The 20062-nt window shown below is 61.3% G+C and carries 14 protein-coding genes and 1 tRNA gene; 6 read left to right on the top strand and 9 right to left on the bottom strand.

Features of this window, described 5'->3' with window-relative positions; genetic code table 11:
- Nucleotides 1-128: 128 nt before the first annotated feature.
- A complete protein-coding gene (locus tag QM007_RS02560; protein WP_283490427.1) occupies nt 129-2123 on the bottom strand; it encodes a DEAD/DEAH box helicase in 1995 nt (664 codons plus the stop codon).
- 314 nt (nt 2124-2437) lie between these two features.
- Entirely contained in the window at nt 2438-4042 is a 1605-nt protein-coding gene (locus QM007_RS02555; RefSeq protein ID WP_283490426.1) for a DUF2079 domain-containing protein, read from the bottom strand.
- A gap of 114 nt (nt 4043-4156) precedes the next feature.
- Between QM007_RS02555 and QM007_RS02550 the strand changes: the two genes are divergently transcribed.
- A complete protein-coding gene (locus QM007_RS02550) occupies nt 4157-5155 on the top strand; it encodes a DNA-3-methyladenine glycosylase family protein (protein ID WP_283490424.1) in 999 nt (332 codons plus the stop codon).
- Between the two features lie 59 nt (nt 5156-5214).
- Here the strand turns inward: QM007_RS02550 and QM007_RS02545 are convergent, their stop codons facing one another.
- The 3 genes from QM007_RS02545 to QM007_RS02535 form a co-directional block, all read right to left on the bottom strand.
- Nucleotides 5215-5595 (bottom strand): thioredoxin family protein, encoded by a 381-nt coding sequence (locus QM007_RS02545; protein WP_283490422.1) that lies wholly within the window; start codon nt 5593-5595, stop codon nt 5215-5217.
- A gap of 122 nt (nt 5596-5717) precedes the next feature.
- A tRNA-Tyr gene (locus tag QM007_RS02540) sits at nt 5718-5799 on the bottom strand.
- A gap of 154 nt (nt 5800-5953) precedes the next feature.
- Nucleotides 5954-6364 carry a hypothetical protein gene (locus tag QM007_RS02535; protein ID WP_283490421.1) on the bottom strand — a complete coding sequence of 137 codons (411 nt, stop codon included), beginning with the start codon at nt 6362-6364 and terminating at the stop codon, nt 5954-5956.
- 182 nt (nt 6365-6546) lie between these two features.
- On the opposite strand from QM007_RS02535, the gene QM007_RS02530 reads away from it, so the two are divergent.
- Nucleotides 6547-7038, top strand: a complete 492-nt coding sequence (locus QM007_RS02530; RefSeq protein ID WP_237184942.1) for a YajQ family cyclic di-GMP-binding protein — start codon at nt 6547-6549, stop codon at nt 7036-7038.
- A gap of 128 nt (nt 7039-7166) precedes the next feature.
- On the opposite strand, the gene htpX is transcribed toward QM007_RS02530, so the two are convergent.
- On the bottom strand, nt 7167-8060 hold the full coding sequence (htpX, locus tag QM007_RS02525; protein WP_283490420.1) for a zinc metalloprotease HtpX: 894 nt from the start codon (nt 8058-8060) through the stop codon (nt 7167-7169).
- Nucleotides 8061-8189: 129 nt separating this feature from the next.
- Complete coding sequence (locus tag QM007_RS02520; protein ID WP_283490419.1) at nt 8190-10274, bottom strand: RNA polymerase sigma factor; 2085 nt, start codon at nt 10272-10274, stop codon at nt 8190-8192.
- 964 nt (nt 10275-11238) lie between these two features.
- On the opposite strand from QM007_RS02520, the gene QM007_RS02515 reads away from it, so the two are divergent.
- Both QM007_RS02515 and QM007_RS02510 read left to right on the top strand, forming a co-directional pair.
- Complete coding sequence (locus QM007_RS02515) at nt 11239-11787, top strand: Fur family transcriptional regulator (protein ID WP_502949090.1); 549 nt, start codon at nt 11239-11241, stop codon at nt 11785-11787.
- 84 nt (nt 11788-11871) lie between these two features.
- Nucleotides 11872-13374 (top strand): catalase, encoded by a 1503-nt coding sequence (locus QM007_RS02510; RefSeq protein WP_283490417.1) that lies wholly within the window; start codon nt 11872-11874, stop codon nt 13372-13374.
- 121 nt (nt 13375-13495) lie between these two features.
- Here QM007_RS02510 and QM007_RS02505 read toward each other — a convergent pair whose 3' ends face one another.
- Both QM007_RS02505 and QM007_RS02500 read right to left on the bottom strand, forming a co-directional pair.
- The gene (locus tag QM007_RS02505) at nt 13496-15952 is read right to left on the bottom strand and encodes an MMPL family transporter (RefSeq protein WP_283490416.1); all 2457 of its coding nucleotides are present in this window, start codon (nt 15950-15952) and stop codon (nt 13496-13498) included.
- Between the two features lie 27 nt (nt 15953-15979).
- Nucleotides 15980-17287 carry an SseB family protein gene (locus QM007_RS02500; protein WP_283490415.1) on the bottom strand — a complete coding sequence of 436 codons (1308 nt, stop codon included), beginning with the start codon at nt 17285-17287 and terminating at the stop codon, nt 15980-15982.
- 245 nt (nt 17288-17532) lie between these two features.
- Between QM007_RS02500 and QM007_RS02495 the strand changes: the two genes are divergently transcribed.
- Together QM007_RS02495 and rarD are read left to right on the top strand one after the other, a co-directional pair.
- Complete coding sequence (locus QM007_RS02495; RefSeq protein ID WP_283490414.1) at nt 17533-18924, top strand: DUF6882 domain-containing protein; 1392 nt, start codon at nt 17533-17535, stop codon at nt 18922-18924.
- A gap of 147 nt (nt 18925-19071) precedes the next feature.
- On the top strand, nt 19072-20046 hold the full coding sequence (gene rarD / locus QM007_RS02490) for an EamA family transporter RarD (protein ID WP_502949070.1): 975 nt from the start codon (nt 19072-19074) through the stop codon (nt 20044-20046).
- The last annotated feature ends 16 nt before the right edge of the window (nt 20047-20062 follow it).

The following is a 20062-nucleotide window of genomic DNA, read 5'->3' as shown; positions in this document are numbered from 1 at the left end:
AATGGTGCCCTATAGGTAAGGTGGCGCAGGCTCGCAGCGAAGCTGCTGGCTCCGGGGCTGGCGTGAATCGCTTGTGAGCGTCAGCGAACCAGCGAGAGGGTCGGCAGCGAGCGCGAGCCTGCAGAACCTTAGAACTTCTTGCGGCCCTTCTTCTTGCCGCCGAAGTCCTTCTTACCGAAACGGTCGTCGCGGTCGAACTTCTTCTTGCCGCCGAAGCCGCGGTCGTCACGGTCAAATTTCTTGCCGTCGAACTTCTTCTTACCGCCGAAGTCCTTCTTACCAAAGCCGCGGTCGTCGCGGTCGAACTTGCGTCCGCCTCCGCCGCCCTTGGGGCCACGGTCACGCTTGATGTTGATGAATTCACCGGCTACCTGGGTGTCGCGCAGGCGGTCGAAGAAATCACCGGGCAGTTCTGCTTCGGGCAGGGAGACGATGGTGAAGTGCTGGCGGATGTCGATTGCACCGACCTGCTTGCCCTTGAGGCCGCCTTCGTTGGTGAGGGCACCGACGATAGCTGCGGGTGAGACGTGGGACGAGCGGCCTACGTTGAGCTTGAAGTCGACCATGCCTTCTTCGGAGTGGCGGCGGCCGCCGCGGGGCTTATCGTCGCGGTCGAAGTCGCGGTCACGGTCGCGCTTTTTGCTCTTGGGTTCGGGCATTTCTTCGGCCAGGAAGGGGCGGCCCTGCTGGGCGATGACGGCCAGGGCCGCTGCGATTTCCTCGCCTTCAACGTCGTGTTCGTTGGCGTAGGCGTCGATGAGTTCCCGGAAGAAACTGAGGTCTTCGGTTTCGATGGTATCGGTGATCTGCTGGGCGAACTTCTGCTTGCGGTTGGCGTTGACGTCTTCAACGGTAGGCATGTGCATCTGTTCGACCTGCTGGCGGGTTGCCTTTTCGATCTGACGCAGCATGTACTTTTCACGCGGGGTCATGAAGAGGATGGCTTCGCCGGCACGGCCTGCGCGGCCGGTTCGGCCGATGCGGTGCACGTAGGATTCGGTGTCGTGGGGGATGTCGAAGTTGACGACCAGGGAGATGCGCTCGACGTCGAGGCCGCGGGCGGCGACGTCGGTGGCGACCAGGATGTCGATGCGGCCATCGCGCAGGGCTTCGACGGTGCGTTCGCGCTGGTTCTGGGGGATGTCGCCGTTGATGGCGGCAGCCTGGTAGCCGCGGGCCTTGAGCTTGTCGGCGACTTCTTCGGTTTCTTTCTTGGTGCGGACGAAGGCGATGATGCCGTCGTAGTCTTCGACCTCAAGCACGCGGGTCATGGCTTCGAGCTTGTGGGAGTGCATGACCTGCATGTAGCGCTGGCGGATGTTGGCGCTGGTGGTGGTCTTTGACTTGACGCGTACCTCTGCGGGGTCGTTGAGGTACTGCTCAGCGATCTTGCGGATGGTCTTGGGCATGGTTGCTGAGAAGAGGGCAACCTGCTTGGAGTCGGGGGTGTCTGCCAGAATCTGTTCTACGTCTTCGGCGAAGCCCATGCGGAGCATTTCGTCGGCTTCGTCGAGTACCAGGTACTGCAGATTGGAGAGGTCCAGGGAGCCCTTTTTCAGGTGGTCGATGACGCGGCCGGGGGTACCGACAACAACCTGGGCGCCGCGCTTGAGGCCTGCCAGCTGGGGGCCGTAGGGTGAGCCGCCGTAGACGGGTAGCACGGTGAAGTCGGGCATTTCGGTTGCGTAGGACGAGAAGGCTTCAGCAACCTGCAGGGCCAGTTCGCGGGTGGGGGCTAGGACGAGCACCTGGGTGTCTTTGGAGACGCCGTTGATGTCGGCCAGTTCTGCCAGGGTTGAGAGGGCAGGTAGGGCGAAGGCTGCGGTTTTGCCGGTGCCGGTCTGGGCTAGGCCGACGACGTCGCGGCCTTCAAGCAGCAGGGGAATGGTTTCGGCCTGGATGGGTGAGGGCTTTTCGTAGCCGACCTTTTCGAGGGCTGCCAGGACGCGGGCGTCCAGGCCCAGGTCGGTGAAGCGGGTGCCGCCGTCCTCGTCCTTTTCTACCTGCTGGGTGGGGGTGTCTACAACCGGTTCCTGGAAGATGGCGTCGGTTGCGGTGTCTGCGTTAACGGCAGTATTTTCAGTCAATGTTGTCCTCATCGAGTGGGGTTTCAGCACTCTCATCGTGGGAGGTGCTGTACGGGGTGTCCCCGTGGAATGCTCGCGAGGGGCCTCAAAGATCAGAGGTCTTCGGTTCGTGGGCGCTGGCTATCAGGGGGTGCGCGCTTGGGCGAGCTGATTACACATCAGGTTCTCTAGTCGAAGGTTCAACGGTCTGCTTAGCCTAAGTATGTTCGTTGAACGCGCGTGGCCCTGTGGTTGTGTGCCAGTAGCGGGCGTGGGCGCTGAAGAGAAATGGTCGGGGGTTCCCGATTCTTACATTTTCAAGTCTACCCTAGTTTGGGCGTTTTAGGCCCAGGTGGTGATAGAGGGTACAGCTAGCGGGTGCGGACGGCGATGTCGATGCTGCCGATGGTGCGGTAGTGAACGTAGGTGGCGGTACCGTAGCGGCCGGTTGCGTAGGCGACGGCGCTGGTGGGCGGGTTGCCGCCCCAGGCGCTGCCGAGTTTGTCGACGAGCACGTAGTCGGGGCCGGGTTCCCCGGAGTGGCCGATCCAGTAGGCGGTGTGGTTGGGCACCAGGTAGGTGAGGGCGGAGAGGTCGGCAGCTACGGTGGCGCCTTCTGGGATAGCGGCGACGGCCTCGGCCTTCACCTGGTCAGCAGTGGAAAGCTCCGTGGTGGCAAAGTCCGGGTCAGTCAGCTGGGCCAGGGGCTGGTTGGGCAGGAGTCCTAGGCTGATGATGAGGGCGAGCGCGGGCAGGGCTACCGGGGCGCGGTGTCGCAGGGTTGCAAAGATGGTGCGGACGGTGCGCCCGGCGGGTGCTGCCCCGAGCTGATAGGCGGGGAGGTGCGTACGGGCGACGGCTCGAGCAAGTACGTCGAGTAGGGCGGCAAAGACGATGGGCATGAGCACGAGGTTGTAGTGCCAGGTGGGTTCCCAGTAGCCCTCCTGGGGCGAGAGGAAGCGCCAGATGAGGGTGGGGGCTGCAATCAGGGCGAGGGGGCTGGTGGTCCAGGCCAGGACGCCGGTGAGCAGGAGCAGGCCGAGCGTGGCGGTTTTTTGCCAGGGATAGAAGAGCTGGGCGAAGGCGCCGAGGGGGTCACCGATAGCCGCTGCGATGTCGAGTTTGTCGGAGTAGTCGAAGACTCCGCCGGTGTTGAAAAAGGGCAGAATAACGCCGATGGCAAACAGGGGCCAGACTATGCCCCAGAGAGCAAGCAGGCTGGCTTCGGCCACAGCAGGGGTGTTGACCCAGGAACGCAGCAGGGTGCGGTAGCGTTCGCAGCGGGGGCGCACCGGAGCGGACGCCGATGGGAAGGCTATGCTGCTGGCGGTTGAGAGCCAGCCGGTGCGGGCCAGGGCGACGAGCCCGATCACGAGAACCGTGATGCCGACGTCCTCTTTGACGAAGACCAGGGGGGCCGCCCAGTAGATGGAGCGACGCAAAAGCGGGGCGGGGGCGTCCGTCAGGCGGGTCATGGCCAGGTAGCCCAGGCTCATGACCAGCAGGGGCAGGGCAAAGGCGACCTCGTGGAATTGAACGGCTACAGCCTGTTGGATGCCGAAGCTCAGGGCGTAGGCAGTTCCAAGAGCCAGGGCTGCCCAGAGTGCCAGGACGCGCTGGGCAAAGCGGACCAGTAGGTAGACCGACAGGGCAACCAGGCCGTTTTGCACGTAGAGCAGGGTGGCGGGCGTAGGCCAGAGCCAGTAGAAGGGGGTCAGCAACACGGTGACAGGGTGGAAGTGGTCCCCCAGCAGGTTGAACCCCTCCCCCTTAATCGGCACAATCGGGGCCTGCCCCGAGGTGTAGGCCTTAGCCAGCTGCGAGAAGATACCCAGATCCCAGGAGGGCACCACGTAGTGCAGCCACTGCAGCCAGGAGTAGATGCTGTAGAGGGCAAAAACAGCTAGGGCCAGGGCTGCAGCGCTCATGCGCGCCCTGAGGGAGTGGGCTTCTGCTGGCAGTAGGGAGGAGCTCATGCGCCTTCTTCGTCTGAGATCGGGGTGGGCGCCACGGGTGCGGCGCCTTGTACGAGTATAGACAGCAAAGTGGTTCTGTGGGTCGGGTAGAGCGGGTGTGAGACGATGGTGAGCATGTTGCGCGCGCATTTTGTTCTGGAACCAACCCACCGGGTCCACCTGGGCCAGACTTTTGCAACCCTACAGCGCGGAGCCTTTGACCCCCTCTTTCGTCAGGTGGCCGGGCCTGCTGGCCCTGTTTTTTGGGCGACGGCCCGCGAAGCTGGGGTGGGGCTGCTTGTTCGTTTTGCAAGGACGCAGCCCGCCGACCTGCGCGCCCCGATTGAGGTAACGCTATGGGCAGGTGACAACTCCCCTAGCGGTACATCGCCTGCGTCCGCCCTGGAAACTTTTGCAGCTCGCGTGCCAGGCTGGTTGGGTGAGCAGGACCGCTGGGCCAGCTTCTACGCCTCAGAGGCCTGGGGGCAGCTGCCAGCTAGGCTGGTGCGGGCCCGGGCCGAAGCACCGGGGCTGCGGCTACCATCAATTGGCCTGCTCTCGCAGAACCTGCTACTGGCCATCACAGAGCAGCGGGTCACCGGCATCGAGGCTATGGGAGGTATGCGAGCCCTGCTACGCCAGTACGGTGAACCAGCTCCTGCAACCGGGCTCCCCGACCAACCGCCGGGCCTAGCTATCTTCCCGCAGGCGTCCGTCTTTGCCCAAATTCCTGGCTGGGCCTACCACCGCGCAGGCTTTGACCGCTCTCGTTCATCTGCCATGGTGCACTATGGGAACCGGGCTGAGTCCTTCGAGCGGTTTGCCGCCCAGAATAGCGTGAGCGAGCTCGCCCGGGCGCTGAACTCGGTTCCCGGCATTGGCCCCTGGACTATCGCCGAAACCCTGCAACGCTACTGCGGCCACCCCGACGCAATCAGCGTGGGCGACTATCATCTCGCCCACCACGTCACCTACGCCTTCGACGGTACCCGCGGCGATGACGCCCGCATGGTAGAGCTACTTGCTCCCTATGCCGGGCACCGCCAGCGGGTCGTGGCCCTCATCAAGGCCGCCGGGATCAGCGAACCGCGCCGCGGCCCCCGATACGCCCCGCAGGATATGCGCTCCTTCTAAGACGAAGTCGCCCTCCCCCGGTTAGGGGAGGGCGACTTATATAAAGAAAGTTAGTGGCCTTAGGCCTGCTCAGCCTGGGCTGCTTCAGCCTCGGCAACATGCTTGTGCACTTCGGCCATATCCAGACCCTTGACCGCGTCGATAATCTGGTCGAACTGCTGGGCATTCAGGGCGCCGGGCTGAGAGAAGACGAGAACGCCCTCGCGGAAGCCCATGATGGTGGGGATAGAGGTGATACCTGCTGCGGCGGCCAGCTGCTGCTGGTCTTCGGTGTCGACCTTGCCGAAGGTGATATCGGCGTGCTTTTCAGAAGCAGCTTCGAAGATGGGGCCGAACTGCTTGCAGGGGCCGCACCAATCGGCCCAGAAGTCGAGGAAGAGAATGTCTGAGTTTTCGACGTTCTGGGTCAGGTTTTCCTGGGTAATTTCAATGGTTGCCATGAGAAACACGCTACCGGTTTTATCGGGGCTTGTCTAAAGACTGTGGCCGGTTTCTCTGATAATGAAGCTAGCCCACGATGGGAATAAAAAATCCCGCCTCGTGTGAGGCGGGATTTTCGCTGTGGCAGATGAGGGATTTGAACCCCCGTAGGCAATGCCAGCTGATTTACAGTCAGCCCCCTTTGGCCGCTCGGGTAATCTGCCGTATTCAATTTCTTGAATGTGTTCGTTTGAGCGAACAGTAGAATACTTTACACACTTTTAGGCAGCTTGCCAAACCGAAAGTAGCTTTTGTTGTAAAGACCACTTAAGCGGGCCAACCGGCGCGCTGTGAGAGCGGACGCCGGTCGGGGTGAGGCTAGTTGGATGCAGAGCTTGCCGTCAAGGCTTCTTGCTCTAGCAGGAGCGATATTTCAAGGTTTTCTAGGTAGGCATAAGCCTGGTCGGGGGTGCACATGCCGCCACGAATTTCGCGAGAGAGGTTCTCTTTCACGCCCTCGAATCTAGCGACTAAATCAGCATCGTGCAGAGTTTGACCTAGCCCGCGGGCAAAATCTGGGGTCTGTTCGGTCTTAGGTGAGACTCCGTTGGGCGCATGCGACTCATCGGAGGCCACAAAGCCTTCCATCGTCAAATCTGCAACGAGAGCTTCATACGCTCGCTGAATGGTCTCGCCAGTTACAGCTAGTACCTGGTGCGCTGCCGGAGTGGTTCCTGAGCCGGGCTGTACGCCGACTGCAGCGTGGGCAGCTGTTTTCTTTTCAGCCATAGCTTCATCCTTCCAAACCAAGATGAACTTTAGCTGAGAATAGTGTCACAGTTTCATAACGATTGCGATAACCTGCATAGCCCCCACAAAACAGGGTACCTTTGTAGGTAAGCGCCCCTCCCCCGCACCGGGGCGCCGGGGCATGGTCACCTAATCAAGATAAGCAAAAGAGGTAAATACCCGTGGCAAGCGATTCATCATTCGACGTTGTTTCTAAGGTCGATAAGCAGGAAGTTTCTAACGCCCTCAACCAGGCCCAGAAGGAAGTAGCCCAGCGCTATGACTTCCGCGGTGTCGGCGCTGAGATTGATTTCTCCGGCGAAAAGATCCTGATTAAGGCAAACTCCGAAGAGCGCGCCCTGGCCGTGCTCGATGTCTTCCAGTCCAAGCTGGTCAAGCGCGGAATCTCCCTCAAGTCCCTGGACTCAGGCGACCCCTACGCCTCCGGCAAGGAGTACCGTATTGAGTCCTCTATCAAGGAGGGCATCGCCCAGGACCAGGCCAAGAAAATCTCTAAGCTCATTCGCGAGGAGGGCCCCAAATCTGTCAAGGCCACCATTCAGGGCGATGAGCTGCGCGTAACCTCCAAGTCTCGCGATGACCTGCAGGACGTCATTGCCCTGCTCAAGGGTGCCGACCTTGAGGTTGACCTGCAGTTCGTTAACTACCGCTAGGCACCAGCCCCGCTAGCGGGGCGTCCGCTCCTATAAAAACCGCTCCCCACCTGCATCGCAGGTGGGGAGCAGTTCTTTAACCTGTTCAGAGCTGTACGGTTAATTGAGCCTGCTTGCGGCCTTGAAAATTAGAGCTGGCCGTTCTGGCGGGCCATGTTCTCCAGGCGAGCGATACGGTCTGCCATGGGTGGATGGGTAGCCATCAGGTTCTTAATCGAACCACCGCCTCGGAAGGGGTTAGCAATCATCATGGAGGCTGCACCTGCGGTTTGGCGGTTTTCGGGGTTCATGGGGTAGCGTGACACCCCGTTTTCCAGCTTGTGTAGGGCGGACGCCAGCGCCAGCGGGTCGCCGGTGAGGCGGGCGCCGTCCTCGTCGGCATCATATTCGCGGGTGCGGCTAATGGCCATCTGCATGACGGCCGAGGCCAGGGGCGCGAGGAAGGCGATGAGCAGGGTGAAGATGAGCCCACCGCCGCGGTTTTCTTCGCGGTTACCGCCAAACATGGCGCCGAAGGTAGCGAACTGGGCGATAGTGCCAATTACGGAAGCAATAGCCGCGGCGATAGATCCGGTCAGGATGTCGCGGTTGTAGACGTGCATGAGCTCGTGGCCGATAACACCCCGCATTTCGCGTTCATCGAGCAGCTGCAGAATACCTTCGGTACAGCAGACCGCCGCATTCTGGGGGTTACGGCCGGTAGCAAAGGCGTTGGGGGTCATGGTGGGCGCGACGTAAAGCTTGGGCATGGGCTGGTTAGCCTTGGCTGAGAGCTCTTCGACGATGGCGTACAGGCCGGGAATCTGCTCGCGAGTCACGGGGTAGGCGTTCATGGAGCGGATTGCGAGCTTATCGGAGTTCCAGTAGGTGTAGGCGACGGTGCCGACGCCAATTAGGCCAAATAGCAGGATGAAGATTGAGCTTCGGGTGAAGTAGGCCAGCCCCACGCCGATAAGGAGCAGGAAGCCCACCATCGACCCCAGTAAGAGGGCTGTTTTGAGGCCGTTGTTATGGCTGTGCATGAGAGTCCTTTCCATGGGGTCTTGATTCTTAGATTAGGCGCTGGGGCTGATATGTTCCCCGGTGTTTGCTAGCGGCTTGAGAAAAAGCGTCTGCCAGGCCCCACGTGGGGCCTGGCAGGCGCTGGTGACCTAGTAGCAGGTAATGTCTTGGATTCGGCTCATGCCAAAGTAACTCTCCAGAACGTAGGTGGCATAGGGCGAATCGATGATGATGGGAGGCAGATAGGTACCAACCCCTAAGGGGAATTCAGCACCTTCGGAATCGGTGACCAGGAAGGTGATGAAGCACATGCGGTTATCACCAACGGGGTACCCAATGGTATCCCAGGGTATATTGGCGATGAACTCGTAGTACTCCGGAGTACCTACCCAGTCCAGGGGTCCCAGAATCTCAGGGATTCCCGTATCGGGATCCACCGGGTCGACAGGCTCGACCGGGTCAACCGGGGACTTGGGTTCTAGGGGGTCGACAGGCTCAACAGGAATCTCAGGATCCACAGGTTCAACGGGAACTTCTGGCTCAACCGGCTCAACAGGAATCTCAGGATCAACCGGTTCAACGGGAACTTCTGGCTCAACCGGCTCGACAGGAACGTCGGGATCAACCGGTTCAACCGGAACTTCTGGCTCAACCGGTTGCTCAGGAACAACAGGAACCTCTGGCTCTGCTGGCAGGGCCGGCTCTACAGGCGCAACCGGCTCAGCTGGGGTCTCGGGTTCTACGGGGGCCGAGGGCACTTCTGGGGCAGTGGGCACTTCTGGGGCAGTGGGCTGCGATGGAGCTACAGGTGCCTTGGGAGTTGTGGGAGTAGCCGGGATTGCTGGAGCAGCAAGGGAAGCCTGTTGGGATACCGACTCAGTCAAAGAGGGCACAGTATTTTCCGATGCAGCAGGTGCGTTTACACCCGAGGAAGCAGTCTCATTAGGGTTACTCACGGGCGCAGCGCTGACGCCAGATGGTGCAGCAGCTACAGGCTGAGATACAGGTGATTCTGACGCCACGGCATTGGCCAGAGAGTCTACAGAAGCCCCACCACTAGCCCCATTACTACCCTGGGCCGAAGACGGACCATTAGCAGCTACAGACGAGCGCAGGGTATCAGCGGTCATACCAGTTGAAACACTTTGAGGTTCGTTCACCAGGCTATCGGTAACCCCCGGTGCCTGGTCGCTAGGCTGAGCTTGGGGGGTCTGCAGCTGGGAGTCTGCACTGATAACCGCTGACCCGGTCGAAGAATTATCGACCAGGGCCATACCACCGGCCACAGCGCCGATAGCGGTCACGACCGCAGCGGCACCTGCTAATGCCTGGCTGCCGGGCGTCCAGCGTCCGCCCCCAAAACCTGGGAAAAGGCCACCCTGGGCACCGGCCCCAGCGACGGCGCCACCAGCCGCACCACCGGCCAGGAAGGGCAGAAGCACCTTGGAACCGTCGGTAATAAAGGGCACCAGGCCCGCTAGCACAGGGAAGATCCAGACGCGCATAGACTTGTTGATACCGGCCAGGTTCAGATATTCCGAGGTGCAGTAGGAGCACACCGACAGGTGCAGGCGCAGGGCTTCGCTACGCTTCTTGGTCAGGGAGCCACGCACCATAGAGCTCAGGTGAGGTGAGTACTGGGCGCATTCATCGGTCTTCGGCGCGTTCTGGTGAGCCCGCAGGAAGCCTTCGCGCAGGCTCTCACGGGCACGGGTAGCCAGCGCCGAGACGGCGTTGGCAGAGAGGTTCATGGTCTGGGCGACTTCGCGGGGCTTCTTATCTTCAACCTCGGTCATCCAGAGCACAGTCTGCCAGCGTTCCGGCAGGCCAGTGAAGGCACTGATGAGTTCGTCTGATTCGTGTAATTTCAAGACGGTTTCGTCCAGCGATCCCATGGATTCCAGGTGCTCTTCTTCGCTGGGCACTTCTTTTTGGGCAATCAGGCCATTTTCTGCGGCCAGGTGGGCAATGGTAGTGGCCAGGTAGCCGCCCATAAAGGTGCGGGGGCCCTTGCCGTTTTTGAGGGCCTGGAGCACACGCACAAAGGCTTCGGAGACGATGTCTTCTGAGAGGTTGTTGTTAGAGGTGTGCTTGTAAGCGATGGCGCGAGCCATCGACACGTAACGTTCATACAGAACACCGAACGAATCAAGCTTGCCTTCGCGGACGTCCGAGAGCAGCAGCTCGTCGGTGGGGCCGCCAGTAGCTGGTTGCGCGGTGTTGTGTGATTGCATGAAAATTCCTGGGTTTATGCGAGTTACCCCTAGTTAGAGTGGTGGGGCATTCTATTAGTCTATCGGGATTATGCCCTGTATGCAGTAGTTTGTGGAAAGAACAACAACAGCCCGGCCCCTATGCGGTGATAGGGGGCCGGGCCGTGTTGTCCCTAGCGGTAAAGCGGTGCGAGCCTCTATACCCTCTGTTCGTGGCAGCAGCCCCCCCCTTCCCTGGAGGTGCCGCCTGCCGGTGGTGAGTGTGTAGCTTGTGCGCCACCACCCACGAACAGTGTTGGCACTTTGCATTTCAGTGCCTGCGAAAGCATCTGAAGTGTATTGGGTTGTATGTGTTTGCCCTGGCACAGAACCCGCGAACGGCCCTGTGCGATGGCTATTTTCTGTGTGAGGTGGGCAAAGCCGCTCGATAAGTTCCAGCAGCGGCGGCTCTGCACCTTAACACATCACAGTGTTGGCTCCTTGGGCGCCGGGGCGTTTTCCCCTAGTCCCGGCGAGGTGCCGTTGTGCTCGTCGAATCCCCACGATTGACGGGCACAATTTATTCCCTTGTTCCCCGCCCTGCTTCCCATGGCAGTTTGGGGGTGGTGTGCCACCGAGCCGATCATGAAAACCGGTAGGCACACCCGACAGTTTTGCGCTGTCATAGATAAAGAGCCGTTTGGGCCTGTTTCATGACGCGAAAACGGGAAGTTTTTTAAAAAACTTTTTTAGACCCCCTTAAATACACCTCTGACAAGTACTTTTGTTCCTCAAAGTTTTTTAAAAGTTTGAAGCCCTACACCCAGCAAAGCCGCCGCATCACTCGCATCAGGTAGGCGCGGACGTCCGCCCTCCTTGCCACGCAGGGCCAGCTGGGTGTGCCCACTGGGACGCCTTACCCAAGGTTCAACCCAGGCATTCTTGAGGGGCTACCCAGCCTCACCTTATTGTGAAAGATTCAAAATAAGGATATTATGGTGACATGATGTCAACAACAAGCACCCTCGGAGTAAACGGCTGCAGCCACATCCCTGGCAGCACCGAAACCCCCGCCAGCGCTCACCAAGAAGCCTGGTCAGCCCAGCTCCGAGCCAAGGGCCGCCGCGTCACCAAGCAGCGCCTCGCCGTGCTTGCCGCTGTACACGATAACCCCCACTCCACCGCAGACGCCGTGGTCACGGCCGTCCGCCAGGAACTACCGGGCATCACCGTACAGTCGGTCTACGTCGTCCTTGCCGACCTCACCGACATCAATATGCTCCGCAAGTTCGAACCACCGGGATCAGCCGGGCTCTACGAGACCCGCACCGGCGACAACCACCACCACGCCTACTGCATCCGCTGCGGCAAGGTCGAAGACGTGGACTGCGCCGTCGGGGCCGCCCCCTGCCTGACCCCCAGCGATTTTCACGGCATGGCTCTTCTCAGCGCCGATGTGCTCTACCGAGGCATCTGCGCCAACTGCCAAAACGCCGACGAAAAAGAAGTGGCCCTCGCCCAGCAGGCAGCCGCCGACCAGGCACTAGCCAGCTAGGGCAGAGCGTCACCACCCTCTGCCTGCTCGATAGAACCGCCCCTAGAGAGGCAGAAAACAACCCCACACAGGAAAGTAGGAAAAATGAACAACCCGATTAAGCCCGGTTCATTTACAACCACCACCCAGGGTGCCCCCGTTGCCTCAGACAACGACTCCCTGACCGTAGGCGCCGACGGCCCCATCGTCCTGCACGACGCCTACACCGTTGAAAAGCTCGCCCAGTTCAACCGCGAGCGCGTCCCCGAGCGCGTCGTCCATGCCAAGGGCACCGGCGCATTCGGTGTCTTTGAGACCACCGAGGATGTCTCCAAGTACACCCGTGCAGCCCTCTTCCAGCCCGGTGTTTCCACCGAGATGCTGATTCGTTTCTCCACCGTTGCCGGTGAACAGGGCTCACCCGACACCTGGCGCGACCCCCGCGGTTTTGCGGTCAAGTTCTACACCACCGAGGGTAACTACGACCTGGTAGGTAACAACACCCCCATCTTCTTCATCCGCGACGCCATCAAGTTCCCCGACTTCATCCACTCCCAGAAGCGTCTACCCGGCAACGGCCTGCGCAACAACGACATGCAGTGGGACTTCTGGAGCCTGCGCACCGAGTCAGCCCACCAGGTAACCTGGCTCATGGGTGACCGCGGCATCCCCGCTACCCTGCGCCACATGGACGGCTTCGGTTCACACACCTACCAGTGGATTAACGCCGAAGGTGAGCGTTTCTGGGTCAAGTACCACTTCAAGACCGACCAGGGCAACGACTTCCTGACCGGTGCTGACGCTGAACGTATCGCTGGCGAAAACGCTGACTACCACCGTCAGGACCTCTACGAGGCTATCGAGCGCGGCGAGTTCCCCTCATGGACTCTCTACGTTCAGGTCATGCCCTACGAGGACGCCAAGACCTACCGCTTCAACCCCTTCGACCTGACCAAGGTCTGGCCCCACGCTGACTACCCCCTGATTAAGGTGGGTAAGATGACCCTGAACAAGAACCCCGAGAACTTCTTCGCTCAGATTGAGCAGGCTACCTTCTCACCCTCCAACTTCGTTCCTGGTATCGCAGCCTCCCCCGACAAGATGCTGCTGGGCCGTATCTTCTCCTACCCCGATGCGCACCGCTACCGTGTAGGTACCAACTTCGCTGACCTGCCCGTCAACTACGCGAAGAACGCTGAAGTGAACAACTACAGCCAGGACGGCGCTATGCGCTACACCTTCAACAGCCCCGACACCCCCGTCTACGCCCCCAACACCTTCGGTGGCCCCCACGCTGACGCTGCCCGCGCCGGTGAGGGTTCTTGGGAAGCCGACGGCGCCCTGGTTCGCGCTGCTGCCACCCTGCACGCTGAGGACGACGACTTCGGCCAGGCCCGCACCCTCTACGCCGATGTCATGGACGATGCCGCTAAGGCTCGTCTGGTTGAGAACATCGCTGGTCACGTTGGTGCTGTTGTCTCTGACGAGATTCGTGAGCGTGCCTTCAAGTACTGGGATTCAGTCCACGAAGAGCTGGGCGCCCGCGTCCGTGAAGCTTACAAGCACAACAACGAGAAAAACGACGAGCCTACTCCCCAGACCGCCTAAGGTCTGCGCTCAAGCCTAGCTTGTCGTGAAGAAGCCGCCCCCGGCGTCCTTTGGGTAAGGACGTCGGGGGCGGCTTTGTAGTACTGGTGGAAGCTGGCGGGGTTAGGCCTTGCTCTGTACCTTATTCGGCGATGTGTTTGGGGGCATCTTCTTCGTCGCGTTCCTTCTCCTCAAAGGGCCACCACCAGGCGGCTTCACCCAGAAGGTACATGGTGGCCGGGATAAAGGTGGTGCGAATCAGGAAGGCGTCCATAGCAACGCCCAGGGCCAGGGCGAAGCCGATGGGGCGCACTGCGGTGAGGTGGGAGAAGATGAAGCCGGCAAAAACGGCGACCATGATGACGCCGCAGGCAGTCACAACGGCCCCACCCTGCTTGTAGCCCAGCACAACGGCGTCGCCTGCTGAGTGGCCCTTGCGGTGGGCGTCGCGCATGCCCGAGACGATGAAGATTTGGTAGTCCACCGAGAGGCCGAAGAGGATGCCAATCAGCAGGATGGGGAGGAAGGCCAGGATGGGGCCGGGCTGGGTGACGCCGAAGACGTCGGCGAGCCAGCCCCACTGGTAGACGGCGACAACGGCGCCGAAGGAGGCCAGGGTGGAGAGCAGGAAGCCGATGGTGGCCATGACCGGCACGATGATGGAGCGGAAGACGAAGGCCATGAGCACCAGGCAGAGGGCAATCACAACCCCAAGATAGAGCGGGATAGAGCTTGAGATACGCTCTGAAATCTCGATGTTGGCTACGGTAGAGCCGGTCAGGCCGATGGTGGTTGCGGTGGCTTTTTCGGTGGCTTCGAGCTTGTCGTTCATGGAATGAACGGTGGCGAGGGTGCTGTCTGCCGAGGGCCCTTCGGTGGGGAAGAAGGCCAGGATGGCGGTGGCATTGTCGTCACTGGTAGCGACGATGGCGACGCTTTCAATTTTGTTGTTTTTGAGGCGGTCGGCCACATCGAGGGCTACGCCGCGCAGGCGGGCTTCGTCGCCGGGGACGGTGAGGGTCAGGCCCGCGATGATGGGCCCGTTGACGCCTTCACCGAATTTTTCGGAGATGGTCTGGTAGGCCTGGTAGGAGGTTGAGTCGGTGGCCTGGTAGGAACCGTCGGGTAGGCCCAGGCGGAGGGAGGTAGTGGGGATAATGGCCAGCACCAGCACGGCTACCGCCACGAAGGTCATGGCAAAGGGGTGGCGGGTGACGAAGCCGCCCCACCCCTTGTAGGCCGCTTCGATTTCGGCGAAGGCTTCGCGGCGGTTGCGGGGGACCTGGATTTCCTGGGTACGGGCCAGGTTGAGCTGGGTGAGTTCTTCTCGCTGGGCGCGGGTGAGGACGCGGGTGCCCAGCAGGCTCAGGACGGCCGGTACCAGGGTCAGGGAGGAAGCCACGACCAGGGCTACGGCGAAGGCCCCGGCAAAGCCCATGATGGCCAGGAAGGGCAGGCCTGTGAGGCAGAGGGCTGAGAGGGCGATGATGTTGGTCATGCCAGCAAAGAGCACGGAGTGGCCCGCAGTCGAGTTGGCGGTGCCTACCGCATCGAGCGCATCGGCGCCGTCGCGCAGTTCTTCGCGGAAGCGGTAGAGAATCAGCAGGGCATAATCAATGCCGACGCCCAGGCCCAGCATGAGGGCAAGGACGGGGTCGGTTGCGGTCATGCCGATAAAGGCGGTGCTGGTGTAGACCAGGGCAACGGCGGTACCTGCCCCGATGAGGGCAAGTACCAGGGGTAGACCGGCGGCGACTACCGCCCCCAGGGTAATCAGCAGGACGATAAAGGCCACGACCAGGCCAATGATTTCTGAGATGCCAAAGACGTCGCTGACGTCCTGGTCGAGCTCATAGCTGTAGTTGACGGTCAGGCCGGTATCTTTGAGCGTATCAAAGGTGCTAAAGACTTCTTCCCGTACCGGGGTGGGTAGGGAGTTGGTGTCCTGGTTGAAGGCAATATTGACGATGGATGCGGTGCCGTCTTCGCTCACCATGTTGGCATCGGCTGCCGCGTCAAGCTCACGCTGGGCAGCATCGACCTTATCCTGGTTCGCGCGCAGGGTGGTGCGGGCTTCGGCCAGGGCGGCTTCCTGGGTTGCCAAGTCGGGGGCAAGAGCGGCGATTTCTTCGGCGCTCAGGCCCTCGGGAAGGGCCGCTTTGGCGGCGTCCAGCTGAGCCTGCCCCTCATCAATCTGTGCCTTGGCTTGGGCTAACTGGGCTTTAGCGTCCTCAAGCTGTACGGACGCCTGGGTCACGGCGTCCGCCGCTACAAAGGGGTCGAGGGAGCCAGCGACTTCGGGCAGCTGGTCAATCCTAGTGACGGCCTGGGCGATAGCCTGTTTCTGGGTGTCGTTGAAGCCGCTCTCAGCCTCTAGTACCACGTAGCCGCTGGAAATACCGTTGTCGGGAATCTTAGCCTGGAGGTCTTCGCGTACCGCTTCAAAGGAGGCCCCCGGCATGGTGTAGCTGGCAGTTGCGCCGCGGGCTAGGGTCAGTGCCCCCGCACCGGCAAGGGTCAGAAGCACCAGCCACAGCACAATGGTGGCGCGGGCATGACGAGCCGCAGTAAGGCCAAGCATGCGCAGGGCACCGGTCATGGGGAACTCCTGGGTAAGAGGCGGGGTTTACTGTGATTCTACTACTGAAATGAGCTGGCGCACCTGTTCCATGGGGAGAGTGGCGTGGGGGGCCAGGGCATTGATACGCACAGAACTGCTCGTGCCGGTGGCAAGAAGCTTCAGGACGTCCAGGGCCGGGGCGCTTCGCACGACCAGGGTGGGGTCGAGGGCGGCGACCTCGGCAGAGGTGGTAAAGACCAGGGCGACGTTCTCTTCGCTCTCGTCGTCCTTCTTGAGCATGACGGGGCGGCCTGCAGAATCATCGGCCCGCACCCCCAGCAGCAGCACCGAGGCAGGTGCGGTCAACGCCATGAGCAGATCGTGCATATTTTCTTCGAGCAGGGCCCGCTGGGCAGGCATATTGTGGGGGGAGCCCAGTACCCACTGAATCTGGGCCTTTTCGATGAAGCATTCGTGGTCGCTGCCGGGGTCAAGCACCAGAACATCGATACTGTCGTCGTGGGCCACCTGCAAGAAAACCTTCATGGCGTGTTCTACCACCAGGCGGGGGTTAGGTTCGTTCAGCACCTGGGTCGAGTAGGCCTGGGCCGGTTCTGTTGCCGTGTAGGCGGTCAGGGCCCGCATGCCGTTGGCCAGGCGGAGCACCTGGTAGTTAAGCTGGGGGGTGCCCTCGGGCGTGAGGGTGCTCTGGGAGATGTCCATAATAAGGTTGCCGCCCTGGGCGGTACGGACGACATTCGCCAAGGACTGCTCGCTTCTGGCGGCTGCGAAGCCCGCCAGGGCCTCGGTCAGGTAGCGGTTAACGGAGCCTACGGGCAGGCCTCCTTCCCCGCCGGGCTCAGCAAAACCTGCGCCCCGGCGTCCTGCCAGACGCACAGCAGCCCAGTCAGGCACGTGCTCGGGGTCGCGGGGGAAAAGTTCAAAGTGGGCGCGGATATCGCGGGCGCTCAGGCGGCCCTCGCCCTTCCAGTCCACCGGCTCGTGGGCACGGTCGTAGGAGGCCCCGATCTGGTACTGGGGCTCAGGCCAGTTGCTGGCGGTAATCACCACAGAAGCGGTGAACCAGGTGCCCTCCCCCTCAACAAAAGAGGCGTGCTGCAGCTGTTCGATAGCGGGCAGCACCGGGCTATCTGACTTCACCGGGCCCACGGTACCCACATAGTCCTGCTCATCACGTGATTCGGTAATACGCACAAAAACGGTCTCAGACAGGGGCTTGATATCGAGCACCAGCTCATTCCAGCCGGGTTCAACCTTGACCGTACCCAGCATCCAGCTACCGATAGCGTTCAGGGCATCTTGCACCATAGCGGGGCGTTCAATCTCGGTGTAACGGGGCAAAGAGGGCGACATACTGTTCCTGAAGATTTGGGCGAAGCAAAACCCTGCGCGGCGCTACACGGGTAGCAGAGCCACAGGGTGCGAGTTATCTCCCCTATTAAACCAAGAAACTACCCGCCCCGGGGCAGAGTACACCGCCCTTCTCGCTGGGTGATCCACCCCGAGTTACGGGGAGGTAGCTGAATATGTCAGAAATTCAAGCTCTTACCGCAACAAAAAGGTGCGGGAGCACCGCAAGAGTTGCTAGCCTTGACCGTATGACTACTACACTGCAGGATCTGATTGACGATTCAATCTTTATCTCCACCGAGTACCAGGCCCGTCTTGCTGAAATCAGCGGCGGCGCAGAATGGACGGTGGACTTCTCTGCACCGTCATTCACCCTCCAGTCTGATGCTTCCGTAAGCCTCACTCCCTACCTGCTGGGCACCGAATCTGAGAACCGCGGTTCATGGATCTGGTCCTGGCAGGAGCTCGGTCACTTCCCCGACCGCGTCGTTTCGGCAGCAATCCAGGCGCGTGAAGGCGGAGCGAAGCACAGCATCTCTGAGCTCACCACCGATGAGCTCCCCCTCGACTCGGGCCTAGCCCGCAAGCTGACCCTGGCATCCAAAGCCCTGACCGGCATCTACGCCCACTACCCCGTCACCGCCGGGGCGGGCGTCCGCGCCTGGATTCTGCTCGATGGCAGCCAGCTTGAACTTGAGGCCCCCACCGTCAACCGTATGGGTCAGGTCATGGCCCAGGCTCTGCAGACCGGCACCGCCGTGAACCACCTGCGCGCCGTAGACTCCTACGCCAAGCTGCGCGGTGCCCACATTGCCTGGGACACCGAGGCAACCGCCGTCATCACCGCATCGGACGGCGCCCTGCGCCTCTGGTTCGACAACGGCAAGATCTCGGGTATCGAGGCCGCTGAGCCCCAGGCTGGGGCCGACGAGCTGGCCCGCCTGGCGCAGGCTGCCCGTGACCTGCGTGAGCAGCTAGCTGCTGAGCGTCAGGGCATCGAAGCTGTGGCAGCCCAGGAGGCCGCTACCCAGGTCGCCGCCCGCGAAGAGGCCGCCCGCCTGGCCGCTGAAGAAGCTGCCCGTGAGGACGAAGCCCGCGCCGAAGCCGCCCGCGCAGCCGAGGCTGAAGCTCTGGCCGCTGAACAGGCCGCCATCGAAGCTCGCGAGGCTGAAATTGCTGCAGCTGAAGAGCGCGCTGCAGCTGAGGCCGCTGAGGCCGAGCGTCTCGAGAAGGAACGCGCCGAAGAGGCTGCCCGTGAGGAAGAGGTCGAAGGTACCATCACCACCGACCGAGTTTACCCCAACGCAGAGCAGCCCTACGACCGCGAACCTACCGGGGACGCCCGCCCCGGCCGCGTCACCACCAGCGCTATCGCCGACGAAGACATCGTGCGCGACGAGCCCGTTCAGGTAGAGGAGCCCGCAGCGGCTTCTATTGCCGCCAAGCAGGTTATCGAAGAAGCTGAGACCGAGCAGGCCCCTGCCGGTTACGAGCAGGTTGAGGAGCCTGCTCGCCCCGCCTCAGAGATTCGCCTGGCTGGCCAGGCCCCCGACCTTGAGGCTGAGCGCGCAGAAGCTGTGACCAAGCCCAAGCCTAAGGAAGAAAAGAAGGGCTTCTTCAGCCGCTTCTTCGGCCTCTAGGCTTCATCCCGAGCACCTGTCAGTGGCTACCCGGTATGCACCGGGTAGCCACTTTCTCGTAGCGCCACCGGTTCACACCTGCTGTGACCCCAGAGAAACTGCCACTTGATTGACCGCCCACACGATACCGAGAGAAACACGAAGAATATGCCGGTGAAAACAGCCAAAAACGAGCAGGTGGCAGGCGGCCTCTACGCCTTTTTCTGCTACCTGATCTGGGGGCTCTTCCCCCTCTACTTCATGCTGACAGCCCCAGCCACTCCCCTAGAGATCGTGGCGGGCCGGGTGCTCTTTTCGCTGGTCTTCTGTTTAGCCCTGCTACCGCTCACCCGGCAGGTCAAAAACCTGCTGACGGTGCTGGGCAGTCTGCGCCAGGTCGGCCTTCTGCTAGTTGCTAGCCTACTTATCTTCGGCAACTGGCTGCTCTACGTCATTGCCACCACCAGTAATAACGTTATGGAAGCCTCACTCGGCTACTACATCAACCCCATTGTCTCAGTCGCTCTAGGTGTGGTCTTCCTGGGCGAGCGCCTGCGCCCCCTCCAGTGGGCCGGCATCGGTGTTGCTGCACTCGCGGTGCTGGTGATGGTGGTCTTCTACGGTTCAGTCCCCTGGCTGGGGCTGGGCCTAGCCTTCACCTTTGGTTTCTACGGGCTGGTCAAGAAACGGATTGGGGCAGTGCCTGCCCTGGTGTCTCTGACCATGGAGACCCTGCTCCTGACCCCGCTGGCAGCTGCACTGATGTGGTATTTCGCGCGCACCGGCCAGCTCACCCTCCTAGCAGAAGGCCCGGCTCACTTCTGGATTCTGGCTGCTAGCGGCGTACTCACCGCCGTCCCCCTACTCCTCTTTGCGGGGTCCGCTGCCCGCATCCCGCTCTCTGTTCTGGGCATGGTGCAGTACGTTGGCCCCACCCTGCAATTCCTCCTTGCCCTGTTCGTGACCCAGGAACACCTCTCAGCAGGGCGCTGGGCAGGCTTTGTGCTGGTGTGGGTCGCCGCGGCCTTCTTCATCACAGACTCCCTGCTCACCCAGCGCAGGGCGCGGCCCCGCAAGCCATCCGCCAGGGTGCCCTCCCCCGACACCAACACCGGTATGCTGCCCCAGATCAGGAACGACTAGGTAAAATCAAAGCCGG

The sequence above is a fragment of the Rothia sp. SD9660Na genome (assembly GCF_030064065.1).
Taxonomy (GTDB): domain Bacteria; phylum Actinomycetota; class Actinomycetes; order Actinomycetales; family Micrococcaceae; genus Rothia.
This window is presented reverse-complemented; position numbering and strand designations above follow the sequence as displayed.